Genomic DNA, 15,681 nt, shown 5'->3' with positions numbered 1-15,681 from the left:
GCTATTCCGCCACCTGGTGTACCACGTCGATCACCGAGCCATCGCGGTAGCGCACCACGGCGACTACGTTGTCGGTAAAGGCAATCGACTCCGGCTCGCCGGTGAGCAACAACGCCCGTTGGTATAGCCATTCGATGCTGACCACGTTCAGCCCGCCATCGCGCAGGCGCTGCGCCAGCTCCGGCCGCGCCGGGTTAACGGCAATACCGTGATCGGTAACCAAAATGTCGATACTGGCGCCCGGCGTCACGCAGGTGGTGACTTCTTCGACCAGCGTTGGGATACGCCCGCGCACCAATGGCGCAACGATAATCGCCAATCGCGCAGCGGCGGCGGTGTCGCAGTGGCCACCCGAAGCGCCGCGGATCACGCCATCGGAGCCGGTCAGCACGTTCACGTTGAAGCCGGTGTCGATTTCAAGCGCACTGAGCACCACCACATCCAGACGATCGACCGCGGCGCCTTTCGAACTAACGTTGGCGTACTGATTCGCGCTGATTTCAATATGGTTTGGGTTGCGCGCCAGCGAGGTGGCGGCGGCGCGATCGAAACTCTGCACATCCAGCAGCTTGCCGATCAGCCCTTTTTCATGCAGCGCCACCATGGTGGACGTAATGCCGCCCAACGCGAAGGCCGCGTGCACACCGCGCGCGCGCATTTTGTCTTCCAGGAAGCGCGTCACCGCCAGCGAGGCGCCGCCGGTGCCGGTTTGCAGCGAGAAACCGGCGGTAAAGTAACCGGAAGCGGCGATCACTTCCGCTGCGCGGCGGGCGATCAACAGCTCGCGCGGGTTAGAGGTCATGCGCGTGGCATCGGCCCCAATCTTGTCGGCATCACCCACGTGTTCCAGTTGCACGATCAGATCCACCTGGTCCTGCAGCAGGCTGGCGGGATGATGCGGGTAAGGCACGATGGCTTCGGTCAGCAGCACCACTTTATCGGCGCTTTCGGCATCGACGCGCGCGTAACCCAGCGAGCCGCAGCAGGCCTCACCGCTGTAACCATTGGCGTTGCCGAATTCGTCACAGCTCGGCACCCCAAGAAAGGCAACGTCTATTTTCAACTCACCGGACGTGATCAGGTTGACCCGACCGCCGTGGGAGTGGATCTGTACCGGTTGTTTCAACAGGCCGCGCGAAATCTCTTCCGCCAACGGGCCACGCAGGCCGGAGGTATAAATACGGCTCACCACCCCGTGGCGGATGTGTTCCACCAACGGCGCATGGCAATCGCTGAGCGAGCTGGATGCCAGCGTCAGGTTGCGGAACCCCATCTCGGCAATCGCTGCCATCACCTGGTTCAACGTCAGATCGCCGCCGCGGAATGCGTGGTGGAAGGAAATGGTCATACCGTCTTGCAGGCCGCTGCGGCGGATGGCTTCCTGCAGCGAATCACAGCGTTTGATACCGCGCGGTTTCGCCGCCTGTAGGTTAGCCTTTGAGGCTTCCTGATACAGCCGAACATCGGCGTTATTGTTCCAGTTTGCCAGGCGTTGTTGCTGTTTCATTGGGCCTCCTCCGTGTGGTTGGTTTCTTCACGCACCCCGGAAAGGGCCGCGCGTTCCAGCACCAGCCGCGCACGTTCAATAACCGGGCTATCCACCATTTTGCCGTTCAGCGATACCACGCCGCGCCCTTCTTTCTCGGCCGCTTCGGCCGCGTCCACCACCCGCTGCGCATGCGCCACTTCTTTCGCAGTTGGCGCATACAGGTTGTGCAACAGCTCAATCTGGCGCGGGTTGATCAGCGATTTGCCGTCGAAGCCCAACTGTTTGATCAACTGAGCTTCCTGCAGAAAACCGGCTTCGTTATTCGCATCGGAATAGACGGTATCGAAGGCCTGAATACCGGCGGCGCGCGCCGCCTGTAGCAGCGAGCAACGGGCAAACAGCAGTTCCACGCCGCCGGGCGAACGCTCGGTGCGCAGATTACGCACGTAGTCTTCCGCCCCCAGCGCAATGCCGATCAGACGCGGCGAAGCATGGGCGATCGCAATCGCGTTGGTGATGCCGGCGGCGGACTCTATCGCCGCCAACAGGCCGGTGCTGCCCAGCGGGCGGCCGCACGCTTTTTCGATGGCGGCGATTTCCCGCTCCATGTCGATCACATCCTGGGCGCTGTCGGTTTTCGGCAGGCGCACGATATCCGCCCCGCCGCGCACCACGGCCTGCAAATCGTCCAGGCCATAGGCCGAATCCAGCGCATTCACGCGCACGATGGTTTCCACTTCCTGATACAGCGGGTGCTGCAAGGCGTGATAAACCAGCCGGCGGGCGGCGTCCTTTTCACGCAGGATCACCGAGTCTTCCAGATCGAACATCAGCGAGTCGGCCTGGTAGATAAAGGAATTGCTGACCATTGCGGCGTTGGCGCCGGGCACGAACAGCATGCTGCGGCGCATGCGCTGTTTATTCAGCGTTTTCATTTTTCGCCTCCCATGGCAGTTGGCCGGCTTCGCTGGCGCGCATCAGCGCGGTTTCCAGCCGGGCGCGCAGCACACAGTCCAGCGCACCTTTGTCATCGACGATCACCTGTACCGGCTCCACGCCGTACTGTTGCAACACCTGTAACAGCGTGCGGCGGATCGCGGCGCCGAACTGTTTCTCCACGCTGCTGGCAATCAGCAGATCGTGTTCCTGGCCTTCTGCCGGCGCGATACGCACCATGACATCACTGGATTCCAGCGTGCCGGCCACTGCTTCTCTGATTATTTTCATCATTCACCTGATTGTGCAGATTCAAATTTTTGCGGTGCGGGTTTGGCCTGGCGCTGTGCCAGCAAACGCCGCAGATAATGTTCAGTCGCCGCCGGCACCAGCGGCGCGATGGCATCGATATCGCCGCTGACCAACAGCTTGCGTACCCAGGAGGCGGAGATCGCCACGCCCGCATGTTGCAAACGTTCTATTTCCACCAAGGTGATCGGTGGGCTGGGCAGCGTTGGCGTTTCCAGCCAGTAGCGCATATCGCGGTTGTATTTGGCGGTCACTTCGCAAAACGGTTCGGTGCCCACAAAGCGGTGGGTAATGCCCAGCGCCGGCGCCAGATACTGCCGGAAGATTTTCAGATCGATCTCGGTGTAGCAGTCATCGGCAATACCCTGATCCTTAATGAAATAGCAGGGAAACGTGGCGCGCGAGATGATGTATTGCGAGCCTTCATGCACCGTGAGATTGGCGATACCGCGCGTGCCTTCCAGCACCAGATCGCGCCGGTCTGCATACGGGAAGCGGGAATTGTCTTCACGCACCAGAAACAGATGCAGCCAGTCGCAACTGGCCGCGGCCTGCTGCACTAAATACTGATGGCCGCGGGTGAAAGGGTTGGCGTTCATCACGATGCTGCCGATTTTTTTCCCCGGGCGGCGCAGCGTGGCCAACTTGGCGGCGTAGCGCCGCAGGCGGCATGGGCTGTTCTCCATCAGCACCACAATCCCCGGCACGCTGACGATGGGATAAAACCCGCACTGCCGGAATAAATGTTCGTTTTGCGTTTTGGTGTAGATAAACAATTTGGTGTGATGGCGCTCATAGGCCAGATTCACCAGCTCCGTCGCCAGCGTCAGCCCCAGCCCTTCGCCCCGTAACGCCGGGCTGATGGCGACACATTTGATAATGTTGTCGGCAATGCCGCCACAGGCGACCAATTTATCGTTCTGCGTCACGGTAATAAATATTTCGACCGTGGTATCTATATTCAGATCATTATTACGCAGGAACGCTTTTATCTCTGAAATAGCCTTATGGTCCGAACGTTTTACCCGATTAAATACGGTATCGCCCAACATGGTTCACTCTCTGAGTAACTAAAAGATAACATTTAAAATACACCAACCCAGAGCAAACAACATAAAAAAACAACATAACAGTTTGAAAAGGATAGATTAAAATACGCACATCGCCAGGCGGTGTATTGAGTGGCACCAGAATAGACAAAAAACAAAGACGATTATTGACCTATTTCACAAACACACCGACGTCAATAAGTTATTTAATGGTTTTTATTTACTTAATTATTTTTATCGAGTTTATTATCGTGATATCATTCAATTCATTAACAATTGGATGTACATTTGGTTAGCATGAGCACATTGCAGGAGGGATGATGGAATGGCTTAATATTTTGATCGTGGAAGATGAAACGCCGTTGGCGGAGATGCACGCAGAATTCATCAAGCAGAACGGCGGCTGCCGGCAAGTGTGGCTGGCGGGCAACCTGGCGCAGGCACGCGCCATGACCGCACGCTTCAAGCCGGATCTGATCCTGCTGGATAACTTCCTCCCCGACGGCCAGGGCATTGAACTGTTGCGCGAGTTAGCGCTCAGCGGCTATGGCGGCGGCATCGTTTTTATTACCGCGGCCAGCGATATGGATACCGTGGCCGAAGCGCTGCGCTACGGCGTATTTGATTACCTGATCAAGCCCCTGGCTTATGATCGCCTGACGCAAACGCTGCAGCGTTTCAGCCAGCGCCACCTGGCGCTGAAAGACAAAGAACGCTTTAACCAGCGCCAGATTGATGAAATGTTCAACACCTATGCCCGCCATGAGCAACAACTGGCGCTGCCGGTCGGCATTGATGAACTGACGCTGATCAAAGTGCGTGAACTGTTCGCCGATCCGGCCACCCGCCACACCGCAGAAAGCGTGGCGCGGGAAACCGGCATCAGCCGCACCACCGCCCGGCGCTATCTGGAGTTTTGCGCCAGCAACCACCTGCTCAGTGCCGAGATCATCTACGGCAAAGTCGGCCGCCCGCAGCGTATTTATCACGCCCCCGCCAAGGAGTAACGCCCTTGCTGCGCCACTCGCCCTGGTTGCGGGAAGCCGGCGTGGAATAGCCGCCAGCGCCCTATTTGGGCTGGCGATCCCAACTGGACATATCAGTCTGTGATCGCGTTCATTTTCCTGTGCAACCCACCTTTACAAACATCAGGGCTGAAGCGATGCTGGCGCAAATTATGCGCCAATGGCACCGTTAATGAGGCTCCCATGCAGTGTGACTCTTCGCCCCTGATGCAAATCCTCGCCCGCCAGGACTGGCAAAACCCGGCCTGCACGTCTTACCGCCGCCTGGCGGCGCATCCCCCGTTTGCCAGTTGGCGCGATCCGGACGCAGCCCGCCACGACGCTGCCAGCCCAAGCCGGCGCCTGTTAAACGGCAACTGGCGTTTTAGCTACTTTCCCCGCCCGCAAGCGGTGCCGGAAAGCTGGTTGCAGCAGGATCTGGCCGGCGCCGATTCGATTGCCGTTCCCGGCAACTGGCAGCTCGCCGGCTTCGATGCGCCCATTTATACCAACGTAAAATATCCGATCCCGCTTAACCCGCCGTGGGTGCCGCAGGATAACCCGACCGGCTGCTATTCCCGTACCTTCACCGTCGATGAAGCCTGGCTGGCCGCCGGGCAAACGCGCATTATCTTCGACGGCGTGAATTCGGCGTTTTACCTCTGGTGCAACGGCCACTGGGCCGGCTATTCACAGGACAGCCGCCTGCCGGCGGAGTTCGATCTCACCCCTTACCTGCATGCTGGCGAGAACCGCCTGGCGGTGATGGTGCTGCGCTGGTGCGACGGCAGCTATCTGGAAGATCAGGACATGTGGCGCATGAGCGGTATTTTCCGCGATGTCAGCCTGCTGCATAAGCCCGCTTGCCACCTGAGTGATATTCGCATCAGCACGCCGCTGTATGACGGTTTCCAGCGCGCAGAGCTGGTTGTCGAGGTGCAGGCGCAGCAGCCGGCAGGCCACCAGGTGCAGGTGCAGCTATGGCGCGATGATACGCAGCTAGCGGCATTGACGCAGCCCTTCGGCAGCGAGGTGATTGATGAACGCGGGGCCTATCACGACCGCACCACGCTGCGCCTGGCGGTAGATGCCCCCTTGCTATGGAGCGCCGAAACGCCACATCTGTACCGTGCGGTGGTTGCCTTGCTAAGTGCTGACGGGCAAGTGGTGGAAGCGGAAGCCTACGATGTGGGGTTCCGCCAGATCGCAATCCGCAACGGCCTGTTGACGCTAAACGGCCAGCCGCTGTTGATCCGCGGCGTCAATCGCCATGAGCACCACCCGGAACATGGCCAGGTGATGGATGAAGCCACCATGCGCCACGATATCCTGCTGATGAAGCAGCACAATTTTAACGCCGTGCGCTGCTCGCACTACCCGAACCACCCGTTGTGGTACAAGCTGTGCGATCGCTATGGGCTGTACGTGGTGGACGAGGCCAACATTGAAACCCACGGCATGCAGCCGATGGGCCGCCTGGCGGACGATCCGCAGTGGCTGCCGGCAATGAGCGAACGCGTGACGCGCATGGTGCAGCGCGATCGCAACCATCCTTGCATCATCATTTGGTCGTTGGGTAACGAATCCGGCCATGGCGCAAACCATGACGCACTCTATCAATGGGTAAAAAGCCAGGATCCGAGCCGCCCGGTGCAATATGAAGGCGGCGGCGCCAACAGCGCCGCCACGGATATTGTGTGCCCGATGTATGCCCGCGTCGATCAGGATCAGCCCTTCCCTGCCGTGCCCAAGTGGTCGCTTAGTAAGTGGATCGGCCTGCCGGGAGAAAACCGCCCGTTAATCCTGTGCGAATACGCCCATGCCATGGGCAATAGCCTGGGCGGTTTTGCCCGCTATTGGCAAGCCTTTCGCAAATACCCACGCTTGCAGGGCGGCTTTGTTTGGGACTGGGTTGACCAGGCGCTGACGCGCCATGATGAAAACGGCAATGCCTATTGGGCCTATGGCGGCGACTTTGGCGATAAACCCAACGATCGCCAGTTTTGCCTTAACGGCCTGGTGTTCCCCGATCGCACGCCACACCCGGCGCTGTTCGAAGCGCAGCGCGCCCAGCAGTTTTTCCAGTTCACGCTTGATCCCCAGCGGTTGGCGCTTAGCGTCACCAGCGAATACCGGTTCCGCACTACCGACAACGAGCAGTTGAGATGGTGTATTGAGCTTGACGGCGAACAGCGCGCCAGTGGCGTTATCGAACTCAGCCTGCCCCCACGAGGCAGCGCCACCTTTATTCTGCTGGAGCGCATGCCCGTTATCCCACGCCCAGGAGAGCTATGGCTGAAGGTTGAAGTGGTGCAACCACACGCTACGATGTGGGCGGAAGCCAACCACCGCTGTGCCTGGGATCAATGGCCGTTGCAGCGCCCGCTGCTGACCACGCCAGCCGAACCCGCCGGCGAGGTGCCGCAATGGCTGCAAAATGACCGCGAGCTCGCCATAGCCTACGGCAATCAACGCTGGCAGTTTGAGCGCGCCAGCGGCCAGTTGGCCCAGTGGTGGCAGGATGATCAACCACTGTTGCAGACGCCGCTGCATGACTGCTTTATCCGCGCGCCGCTGGATAACGATATCGGCATCAGCGAAGTGGAGCGTATCGATCCCAACGCCTGGGTTGAACGGTGGAAGCAAGCCGGCCTGTATCAACTGGAAACGTGCTGTACCCGCCTGCAGGCAGACACGCTGGCCGATGGCGTGCGTGTGCTTAGCGAGCATACTTTCAGCGTTGCCGGGCAAACGCTGCTGCAAAGCCGGAAGCAGTGGCTGTTCGATAGCCACGGCACGGTAACGGTCAGCGTTGATGTTGAATGCGCCACCTGCCTGCCGCCGCTGGCGCGTATCGGCCTGTGCGCCCAACTGGCGCAGATGCAGCCACAGGTGCAGTGGCTGGGGCTGGGCCCACACGAAAACTACCCCGACCGTAAGCTGGCGGCGCAGTTTGGCCTGTGGCGGCTGCCGTTAGCGCAGTTGCATACGCCTTATATCTTCCCCGGTGAAAACGGGCTGCGTTGCGACACCCGGCGCCTGCAGTATGGCACATGGCAAATCAGCGGGCGTTTCCACTTTTCACTCAGCCGCTACGGCCTGCGCCAACTCATGGCCTGCAGCCACCAGCACCTGCTGCAGGAGGAAGACGGCGTATGGCTGCATGTGGATGGTTACCATATGGGCGTTGGCGGCGACGACTCATGGAGCCCAAGCGTCCATCCGGATGACCTGCTGCCCCCCGGCCAATACCACTATCAGTTGCAGTTCCGGCAGGTGAACAAGGGGTAAATCTGCCAAAAACTCAACGGATTGCACATTCTGCAAGCAAACAATCGCAGAATGTGCAATCCCCCTTTGACATGCCCACAGTAGCCCGCTATGATTCCTGCCGTTCACAAAATTCCTCTGTAGTTCAGTCGGTAGAACGGCGGACTGTTAATCCGTATGTCACTGGTTCGAGTCCAGTCAGAGGAGCCAAGATTTAAAAATCCCGCTTAAGGAAACTTAAGCGGGATTTTTGCATTTCATGCATCCTTGGTCCGTTGATTCAACAGGTTAGCGTGAAAAGCCTTCCCTATACGTTTCTCATTTTCCCTCTGCATCTGGAAAAAACGGTGGCCAAATTTGGGGCCAGATTGGTTCGATAATGGAGTGCCCCCCATATGTCTCTTACCGACGCGCAAATCCGCAATCTCAAACCAAAATCCAAACCCCGCAAAGTAGCCGACTCTCATGACCTGTACCTTCTGGTCAATCCCGGCGGTTCATGTCTCTGGTATCTCAAATATCGTATTGATGGCAAAGAGTCCCACCTCGGTTTAGGCGCTTATCCCGATATGTCTCTGAACGATGCCCGGCAACAGAGCGACGGCACCCGCAAACTGCTGGCGCAGGACATCAATCCGGCGCTGAATCTGGTCGGCGTAACGGCTCCGCCGGTCAGGCCCATTATCCTGCCCTGCCGCTGGAGCGATTGCCGGAATTGCTGGCACGCCCAGGCCTTCTTCCAGTTCCTTTATGCCCCGCGACAGCAGCGTAGATGTCGGAACTCCATACCGAACCTTCAGCCTATCAGGCTGCTTCGACCTGTGCGTTGACGCTGGCCTTGGGAGAGAAGGTCAGCGACACAAGAAGACCCAGCACCAAACCCGCCGCTGCCAAGTAAAAGGCATGCTGCGAGCCGATCGCCAGCCCTTCTCGCAGCGCATCGCCCTGCAAGCTGCCAATGCCGCGATTGGCAAACACCACCAGTACGGCAATACCGATCGCATTGCCCACATTGAGCGTGGTCGAGGCCATCCCTGAAGCAATGCCCTGTTCGTGGTGTGCCACACCCGATGCAGCAGCGATCCACATTGCCGTCCAGACGATACCCTGGCCGATGCCCGACACCACTAGCCCCGGCACGATATATGCGTACGGCGCACTGAGGAAGGCGCCTGGTGCCAACGCCAGCGTTCCCACGATGCCGACCACGAAACCAATGACCAGGGTATGGCGCATCGGCAGCCGGTTGGCCAGCCTGGCACCGAGTTGCGTACCCGTGAAAATTGCCAGCGACGGCACGATGAAGGCCAGCCCGGTCTGCAAGGCGCTGTAGCCCTGTACGTTCTGAAACAGCACCGTCAGGAAGTACGGTAACGCGCCGAAGGTGCCCATGTAGATGAAGGTGATTGCCATACCCGCGACCAGACTGCGATTGCCGAACAACTGCACCGGCATCAGCGGATCGCGACTGCGCGATTCAATCAACGCGAAGGCCAACAAGAACACAATCGCCAACACCAGCGCCACAACGATAGGCGTGGCTTGCCAGCCGTCTTCCGGCCCCTGCACCAGCGCATACACCAGCAATGTGGCACCAGCCGTCACTGCCAGCGCACCCAGCAGATCGAAGCTGCGCCGCTCGGTGCGCGGCGCATCCTTTGGAATCACGAAGAACGCTGCAATGATGGCGATGCCCGCCAGCAGCACGTTGACGAAGAACACCGAGGGCCAGCCGTAGGCCCCGGTCAGCACACCACCAGCAAGTGAACCCAGGGTCAGGCCGCTGGCACCGGCACCGCCCCAGATCGCCAGCGCGCGGTTGCGTGCGGGGCCTTCCTCGAACAGCCGGTTGATCAGCGCCAATGTGGACGGGAACAGCAACGCCGCGCAGATGCCTTGCACGGCACGCGCAATCACGATAATTGCCGGGCTCCAGGCCAGCCCGCCCACCAGCGAGGACAGTGCATACAGCGACAGTGCGAAGATGAACATGCGCCGCTGGCCCAACAAGTCTGCTGCACGCCCGCCCAACAACAGGAAACCGCCGCAGAATACAGTGTAGGCGCTCACCACCCATTGCAAAGTCTGGCCGGAAAAACCCAAGCCAGTACCGATTTCCGGTAGGGCCACGAAAACGATGTTGATATCCAGCGAGTAGATGAGCTGGGCGAAAGCCAGCAGAGCTAGACTCCAGCCCAGCGAACGGTGGGCTCCAGTGACAAATGAGGCGGAAGACATGAACGATTCTCCAGTTAGCAATAGACGAATGTACGAATACATACGTACCATAACAGTACGAGGACAATCGAACAATTTATTTTCAAACCGGCATGTCGTTGAAAAGAGTTTGTAGGTACTCGTACTATAGAGTAAACTCATACGATGACACCCAACCATCCCGAACGTGACCAGATTCGCCTGGAGAACGTGCTGACCGCGCTAGGCAATCCACTGCGCCTGACGGTGGTGCGCGTGCTGGCTGGCGGCGGAGAGCATCCATGCAGCGCCGTGCTGCACGGCATTCCCAAATCGACATTGACCCACCACTGGCGCGTGCTGCGCGACAGCGGCGTGATCTGGCAGCGGCCCTATGGCCGGGAAAATCTGCTGTCGCTGCGCAGGGACGACCTGAATGCTCGCTTCCCCGGCCTGCTCGACTCGTTGCTGGGCGCGGTTCAGAACGATGCGCTGACGCAGGAGGCAACGGCGAAAAATCTGCCGACCTCGCCAAGCTAACCGATCATCCATCAGCTCGCTACAGCATCTCACTGCTGCACATAGTCGTGGCAAAGACTGCTTAAACCGTGCTCGATCGCGAGCTTTCACGGTGGCGAGTTGCCCCCCTTGTCACCGTCGCACACTCGATAGACTGCTCTGGCGCCTGCTTTCGCATCACCCCTATGTGGCCCTTGGTCTATCGACCGGCCAAGCTACGTCATCACTGCTTTCTCAGCTAATCCCTTGCCTGGCTTGAGTTTTTCCCTGAAGCACCATTGCAGGAAAACTTGACAACGGACATTTTTCAGGACTGTTACTGTTTTTTGGGGCTGCAACGTAAATCACAACGATGCATCTGTACAAACCTTGTGAAAGAAACCATCACTAATCTTTTTTGCCCATCTGTTCTTTTCTCTAAAGCGAGGCGCTATATCCAGTGGGATCTTTGTCGGTATGAACAAAAACATCATGGATGGACTTAATGCCCTGCTGGAAGGTCAAACGTCTACCTACGGCACCATGATCAGCGTGATTATCGTCAGTTCCTTCACGCTGTTTATTCTGTATCGCGGTTATCAGACGCTGGGCAGCAAACTTCAGACCCCGGTTGAGGATGTTGTCTGGGATGTGGGCCGAATGCTGCTGATCACCACCTTTGTTTTAAACCGCAACGGCTGGCTGGATGCCGCCATCGAAGGACTTAAGAATGGGATCAGCGGCAGCGACAACGTCTGGGTGTTGCTCGATACCGTCTGGGAGAAAGCGCAAACGCTTGGGCAAACGCTGTTTAATCTGGATACCGTAACCTAGGTCAAACTGAACGGCGGCTTTGCGAAATGCTGGTCTGGAGCGGCGCAATCGTGCTTTTACTGGCGGCAACATTCGTCAACCTGCTCGCCAAAATCACCATTCTGTTAATGACGACGACCACCCCGATACTTATTTTCTGCCTGCTGTACGGCTTTCTTAAGCCAATGTTCGATAACTGGCTGAAAACTATTTTCACAGCCGTATTGACGATCATGTTTTCCGCCTTATCCATCCGAATCACCATCAACTATCTGAATAAAATACTGGATGCCACCATCAACGCCTCCAGCGAAAGCAACATGGTGACGCTGGCGGCGCAATGCCTGCTGGCCGTGCCATCCACCGCAGTCTTGTCAGTGAAGTCTGGAACGCCAGTGGTGGTTATGCCGGCGCCAGAGGTATCGCCACGATGGTGTATCTGATGCAGACTGATTGCCCACAGACGGCAAATCAGCCGCAGACAAGAACGACACGTCCGAGCGTAGGATTGCCTTCGACATACGCATGGGCCTGTGCCGCATCGGCAAGCGGAAAGGTCCGGTCTATGAGCACCTCAAGCCCCCCATTAGCGGCCTGCGCCAACATCCGGGAAACCGTCTGATGAACCTCGGGCTTTTCAAGCTGCGTTCCCATGAATACGCCGAACAACGACTGATTCGCCTGAAGTGCGGGCCACAGCTCAACCTGCAGCGTCGGTCCACCGGCGTTGCCGACGAATACCAAGCGGCCCTCCGGACGCAACATCCTCAGGGAGTCCTGCATGGTTGTTCCCACTGGGTCCACAACAAGGTCGACACCTCGGGCCTCGGTCAAGCGCATGACCGTCTCCACCACGTCAACTCTCCGACGGTCGATTGCATGATCCAATCCAAGTGCCGCTAAGTGTTTGCCCCTTTCCACACCGGATACCGTCCCGAGCACTGTTGCACCAGCCTGATGTGCGAGCTGTACGGCGGCGCTTCCCACACCACCGGCCGCCGCCTGGATCAGGACGGCTTCGCCACGTTTCAAGCCGCCGCGGGCGAAAAGGCAGTGATGCGCGGTTCCGTATGCGATCGGCAATGCGGCTGCGATCGCCATGTCGAGACCCTTCGGTACCAGCCAAGTCTTGCTCGCGGCTACGGCGCGCAATTCGGCATGCGAGCCCGACACATCGAAGCTCGTGACCTTCTGACCAACCTTACGGTCGTGAACATCGCAGCCCACTGAAACGACCTCGCCTGCTGCCGCATAGCCGAGGACGTAGCCAGGATAAGGCGGCGGCGATGACGCGCGGTTGATCAGGTCTCCTCTTTCCAGGGCGACAGTCTCTACCCGAATGACAACGCCATTGGGCGGACAGACTGGGTCGGGAACATCCGTATAATGAAGGACATCCGGTGATCCGGGTTGATCGTAGACAACTGCTTTCATCGCTTACCTCGACCGAACTGATTCAGGATGCCGAGTCGCGCGGCGTAGTGGGCCTTGCCGTTCAAGCGTTCGATCGGCACTCGGTGATCGTCACCGGCGGCGGGCTGCCCCGTTGAATTTTCGACTGGCAGAAAGCCCCGTAACGCTTAGGGCAGCTTGGCAATCACCTTAATCTCAAACTGGAATCCGTAAAGCCACGTCACGCCGATCCCGGTCAAAGTGGGGTAAGGGGCTTCCCCCCAATATTCTGGCAGGATACTCCAGATAGCGTCGAGGTTCGACTCAGGATCGACGACAAAGAGGGTTACATCAACCACGTCATCGAATGTGCAGCCCGCAGCCGCGAGAACAGCATTAAGGTTATCGAATGCCAGCCTGACCTGCGCTTTTAGATCGTGTTCAGGCGACCCATCCTCGCGGCTACCAACCTGCCCCGAAACAAACAAGAAGCCGTTAGATTTGATGGCCGGTGAATACCGATTGCGCTCATAGAGCGCCTGCCGACCGAAGGGAAAAACTGCTTCGCGTGTTGTCATGTTTGTACCTTTGTAATGGGGCGAAATCTGCCCAATGAACGAAAAGACACTTTACAGGCGCTAGAACGGGTGGATAAACAAGCGACTTTGTCCTTCATTGTTTGTAAAATCCAAACAATCTGTGAAAAGAAAGGACAAGGAATGGATCGTTTCGATGGGATGCGCGCCTTTGCGCGTGTGGTGGAGGCAGGTAGCTTCACAAAAGCTGCCCAAACACTTCATATGAGCAAAACCACGGTGACGCAACTCATTCAGCAGTTGGAAGCGCGCCTGCGCGTCAAGTTGCTCCATCGCACCACCCGCAAGCTCAGCGTCACTCCCGAGGGAGCAGCCTACTACGAGCGCGTCATCCGCCTCTTGGCGGACATGGACGATGCTGAAACCAGCCTGTCCAGTGCGGCGGTTACGCCCAGGGGACGGCTACGGGTGGATGTGCCCAGTCCGCTGGCCCGCCTCGTCATAGTGCCGGCGCTACCGGCTTTCCACATGCGCTACCCGGACATCCAGTTCGACATGGGCGTGAGCGACCGGGTGGTGGATCTGATCGGCGACAACGTGGATTGCGTCTTGCGCGGTGGCGAAATCAACGACCAGTCCCTGATCGCACGCCATGTCGGCGATTTGCAAATCGGCGCCTACGCCGCACCGAGTTATCTGGAACGCCTTGGCACCCCTGCGCATCCGCGAGAGCTGGAAAACACCGACCATCGCATAGTGGGACTCTTGTCCTCACGCACCGGTAAGATTGCGCCTCTGGCACTGCACTGTGAGAGTGAACATATTGAAATCAAGAGCAGCTATGTGCTTGCTGTGGATGATGGCAATGCGTACCTCGAAGCTGGGTTAGCTGGGCTAGGCGTGATCGCGCTGCCACTCTATATGGCGGCAGCACATCAGGCTTGTGGCGCCTTGATTCCGTTATTTGAACAATGGCGTATTAATCCCATGCCCCTGTACTTGGCATTTCCGCCGAACCGCCATGTCAACGCCAAACTGCGAGTTTTTATTGATTGGATCATTGAATTGATGCAGCAGCATGCCCCGAATTCCAACAATAAGTAACAGCCCCTGATTCGCTCCAACGTGGCTTTTCAGCAGCAGAATGAAGCAGGATCATGAACCTGAGCCACCCTCACGACGCAGGGGCAATGGCATCTACGTTGGGGGTCAAATAGCTAGCCCGAATGCCGCCAGCAATGTACTGATTTTAGGCGAACGATGGCGCGATTTTGCATAGATTAATGACAGCGGAATAGAAACGTTGGAGTATTCGGGTAGTAGCTCGACCAGCTTACCGTTCTCCAGATATTTACCGACTGCGAAGTCCATTATTTGTACAACACCCATCCCACTGAGTGCCGCCTCTAACAGCACATCCGCCGTATCAACGACAAAATTGCCCTTAATATCAAAAGACTGCTGTTCTCCGTCGATATAATAAAACCACTTGGTGCTACGCCCAGTTCTTTGCGATTTAACAGCCAGGCAGTTATGCTGCACCAATTCCGCAGGCTCTTTAGGGATCCCGTGGCTGTTTAAATATTCCGGCGACGCAACGGTGACAAAGCGCAAATGCTTGATGGTTCTGGCGATAAGCCGTGAGTCCTGTACGCTGCCAATTCTTATCGCTGCGTCAAAGCCTTCTTCCACCAGATCAACCAATCGGTCGGTCATGACGGCGTCAATTGATAATGCCGGATATCTGTCGAGGATCTCTTTGAGTATAGGAATAATGACCAATCGGCCATAGGCAGAAGGCGTGGTTATTCTTAGCTCGCCTTCAGGAAATACCGTTCTTCCGGTAAGCGACTGTCCGACCTCATCCATTTCATGCATTAGGCTTCGAGAGGATTCATATAAAAATACGCCGTCGGTAGTCAGACTTACAGAGTGGGTATTGCGGTTTAGCAAGGTAACGCGAAGGTCGAGCTCAAGCCTGGCAATTGCACGTGAGACCCCTGACTGGGTGAGACCCAATGCCTGTGCGGCCTTGGTAAAACTCTGCGTCTCCCCTACCTTGACAAAGATTTTAAGCGCATTCAAATCCATAAGTCTTCTCTTCCATCCCTTGCGCGAACACCTATGCCTCGTGGAGGCAGTAAAGCAACATTATGGCTCAAGATACAAAAAGTCCTGACGAAAGTTTA

12 protein-coding genes, 1 tRNA gene and 2 pseudogenes are annotated in these 15,681 nt (G+C 57.5%); 7 read left to right on the top strand and 8 right to left on the bottom strand.

The genetic code is table 11. From position 1 onward, the window contains the following. Position 1 precedes the first annotated feature (1 nt). Genes citF through citC form a run of 4 tightly spaced genes read right to left on the bottom strand, consistent with a single transcriptional unit; the run spans position 2 to position 3,786 of the window. Positions 2 to 1,507, bottom strand: a complete 1,506-nt coding sequence (gene citF / locus ABFX35_RS06145) for a citrate lyase subunit alpha (protein ID WP_346079852.1) — start codon at positions 1,505 to 1,507, stop codon at positions 2 to 4. Further along, positions 1,504 to 2,424: a citrate (pro-3S)-lyase subunit beta gene (citE, locus tag ABFX35_RS06140; protein ID WP_095844727.1), complete on the bottom strand. Its 921-nt coding sequence runs from the start codon at positions 2,422 to 2,424 to the stop codon at positions 1,504 to 1,506. Before citE ends, citF begins: the two co-directional genes overlap by 4 nt. After that, entirely contained in the window at positions 2,408 to 2,716 is a 309-nt protein-coding gene (citD, locus tag ABFX35_RS06135; protein ID WP_095844728.1) for a citrate lyase acyl carrier protein, read from the bottom strand. The genes citE and citD overlap by 17 nt, the downstream gene beginning before the upstream one ends. After that, the gene (citC, locus tag ABFX35_RS06130; protein WP_346079850.1) at positions 2,716 to 3,786 is read right to left on the bottom strand and encodes a [citrate (pro-3S)-lyase] ligase; all 1,071 of its coding nucleotides are present in this window, start codon (positions 3,784 to 3,786) and stop codon (positions 2,716 to 2,718) included. Before citC ends, citD begins: the two co-directional genes overlap by 1 nt. A gap of 317 nt (positions 3,787 to 4,103) precedes the next feature. On the opposite strand from citC, the gene dpiA reads away from it, so the two are divergent. The 4 genes and pseudogenes from dpiA to ABFX35_RS06110 all read left to right on the top strand — a co-directional run. Then, complete coding sequence (dpiA, locus tag ABFX35_RS06125; RefSeq protein WP_121554420.1) at positions 4,104 to 4,790, top strand: two-component response regulator DpiA; 687 nt, start codon at positions 4,104 to 4,106, stop codon at positions 4,788 to 4,790. 201 nt (positions 4,791 to 4,991) lie between these two features. Continuing rightward, positions 4,992 to 8,078 carry a beta-galactosidase gene (locus ABFX35_RS06120; RefSeq protein ID WP_346079847.1) on the top strand — a complete coding sequence of 1,029 codons (3,087 nt, stop codon included), beginning with the start codon at positions 4,992 to 4,994 and terminating at the stop codon, positions 8,076 to 8,078. Positions 8,079 to 8,191: 113 nt separating this feature from the next. Next, positions 8,192 to 8,267: transfer RNA gene (locus ABFX35_RS06115), tRNA-Asn, on the top strand. A 185-nt stretch (positions 8,268 to 8,452) separates the two neighbouring features. Next, positions 8,453 to 8,698, top strand: a pseudogene (locus ABFX35_RS06110) (Arm DNA-binding domain-containing protein); the annotation flags it as partial. Positions 8,699 to 8,861: 163 nt separating this feature from the next. Here ABFX35_RS06110 and ABFX35_RS06105 read toward each other — a convergent pair. Continuing rightward, positions 8,862 to 10,295 (bottom strand): MFS transporter, encoded by a 1,434-nt coding sequence (locus ABFX35_RS06105; RefSeq protein ID WP_346079845.1) that lies wholly within the window; start codon positions 10,293 to 10,295, stop codon positions 8,862 to 8,864. Between the two features lie 144 nt (positions 10,296 to 10,439). Here ABFX35_RS06105 and ABFX35_RS06100 point away from each other — a divergent pair, with 144 nt between their 5' ends. Together ABFX35_RS06100 and ABFX35_RS06095 are read left to right on the top strand one after the other, a co-directional pair. Further along, positions 10,440 to 10,793: an ArsR/SmtB family transcription factor gene (locus ABFX35_RS06100; RefSeq protein WP_279022479.1), complete on the top strand. Its 354-nt coding sequence runs from the start codon at positions 10,440 to 10,442 to the stop codon at positions 10,791 to 10,793. A gap of 411 nt (positions 10,794 to 11,204) precedes the next feature. Next, positions 11,205 to 11,917, top strand: a pseudogene (locus tag ABFX35_RS06095) (TrbL/VirB6 family protein); the annotation flags it as partial. Between the two features lie 118 nt (positions 11,918 to 12,035). On the opposite strand, the gene ABFX35_RS06090 reads toward ABFX35_RS06095, so the two are convergent. After that, a complete protein-coding gene (locus ABFX35_RS06090; RefSeq protein ID WP_346079842.1) occupies positions 12,036 to 12,998 on the bottom strand; it encodes a quinone oxidoreductase family protein in 963 nt (320 codons plus the stop codon). Positions 12,999 to 13,144: 146 nt separating this feature from the next. Then, positions 13,145 to 13,534, bottom strand: coding sequence for a RidA family protein (locus ABFX35_RS06085; RefSeq protein WP_095844770.1), 390 nt, complete (start codon positions 13,532 to 13,534; stop codon positions 13,145 to 13,147). 141 nt (positions 13,535 to 13,675) lie between these two features. Here ABFX35_RS06085 and ABFX35_RS06080 point away from each other — a divergent pair, with 141 nt between their 5' ends. Beyond that, on the top strand, positions 13,676 to 14,596 hold the full coding sequence (locus tag ABFX35_RS06080; RefSeq protein WP_279022482.1) for a LysR family transcriptional regulator: 921 nt from the start codon (positions 13,676 to 13,678) through the stop codon (positions 14,594 to 14,596). 105 nt (positions 14,597 to 14,701) lie between these two features. Here ABFX35_RS06080 and ABFX35_RS06075 read toward each other — a convergent pair whose 3' ends face one another. Further along, positions 14,702 to 15,583 (bottom strand): LysR family transcriptional regulator, encoded by an 882-nt coding sequence (locus ABFX35_RS06075; protein ID WP_279022484.1) that lies wholly within the window; start codon positions 15,581 to 15,583, stop codon positions 14,702 to 14,704. Positions 15,584 to 15,681 lie beyond the last annotated feature (98 nt).

This window comes from Gibbsiella dentisursi, assembly GCF_039539505.1.
GTDB lineage: Bacteria > Pseudomonadota > Gammaproteobacteria > Enterobacterales > Enterobacteriaceae > Gibbsiella > Gibbsiella quercinecans.
This window is presented reverse-complemented; position numbering and strand designations above follow the sequence as displayed.

What these genes read in the sequence shown, in the direction of transcription:
- citF (WP_346079852.1), bottom strand. Translation starts at nt 1,507, where the DNA reads ATGAAACAGCAACAACGCCTGGCAAACTGGAACAATAACGCCGATGTT.
- citE (WP_095844727.1), bottom strand. Translation starts at nt 2,424, where the DNA reads ATGAAAACGCTGAATAAACAGCGCATGCGCCGCAGCATGCTGTTCGTG.
- citD (WP_095844728.1), bottom strand. Translation starts at nt 2,716, where the DNA reads ATGAAAATAATCAGAGAAGCAGTGGCCGGCACGCTGGAATCCAGTGAT.
- citC (WP_346079850.1), bottom strand. Translation starts at nt 3,786, where the DNA reads ATGTTGGGCGATACCGTATTTAATCGGGTAAAACGTTCGGACCATAAG.
- dpiA (WP_121554420.1), top strand. Translation starts at nt 4,104, where the DNA reads ATGGAATGGCTTAATATTTTGATCGTGGAAGATGAAACGCCGTTGGCG.
- ABFX35_RS06120 (WP_346079847.1), top strand. Translation starts at nt 4,992, where the DNA reads ATGCAGTGTGACTCTTCGCCCCTGATGCAAATCCTCGCCCGCCAGGAC.
- ABFX35_RS06105 (WP_346079845.1), bottom strand. Translation starts at nt 10,295, where the DNA reads ATGTCTTCCGCCTCATTTGTCACTGGAGCCCACCGTTCGCTGGGCTGG.
- ABFX35_RS06100 (WP_279022479.1), top strand. Translation starts at nt 10,440, where the DNA reads ATGACACCCAACCATCCCGAACGTGACCAGATTCGCCTGGAGAACGTG.
- ABFX35_RS06090 (WP_346079842.1), bottom strand. Translation starts at nt 12,998, where the DNA reads ATGAAAGCAGTTGTCTACGATCAACCCGGATCACCGGATGTCCTTCAT.
- ABFX35_RS06085 (WP_095844770.1), bottom strand. Translation starts at nt 13,534, where the DNA reads ATGACAACACGCGAAGCAGTTTTTCCCTTCGGTCGGCAGGCGCTCTAT.
- ABFX35_RS06080 (WP_279022482.1), top strand. Translation starts at nt 13,676, where the DNA reads ATGGATCGTTTCGATGGGATGCGCGCCTTTGCGCGTGTGGTGGAGGCA.
- ABFX35_RS06075 (WP_279022484.1), bottom strand. Translation starts at nt 15,583, where the DNA reads ATGGATTTGAATGCGCTTAAAATCTTTGTCAAGGTAGGGGAGACGCAG.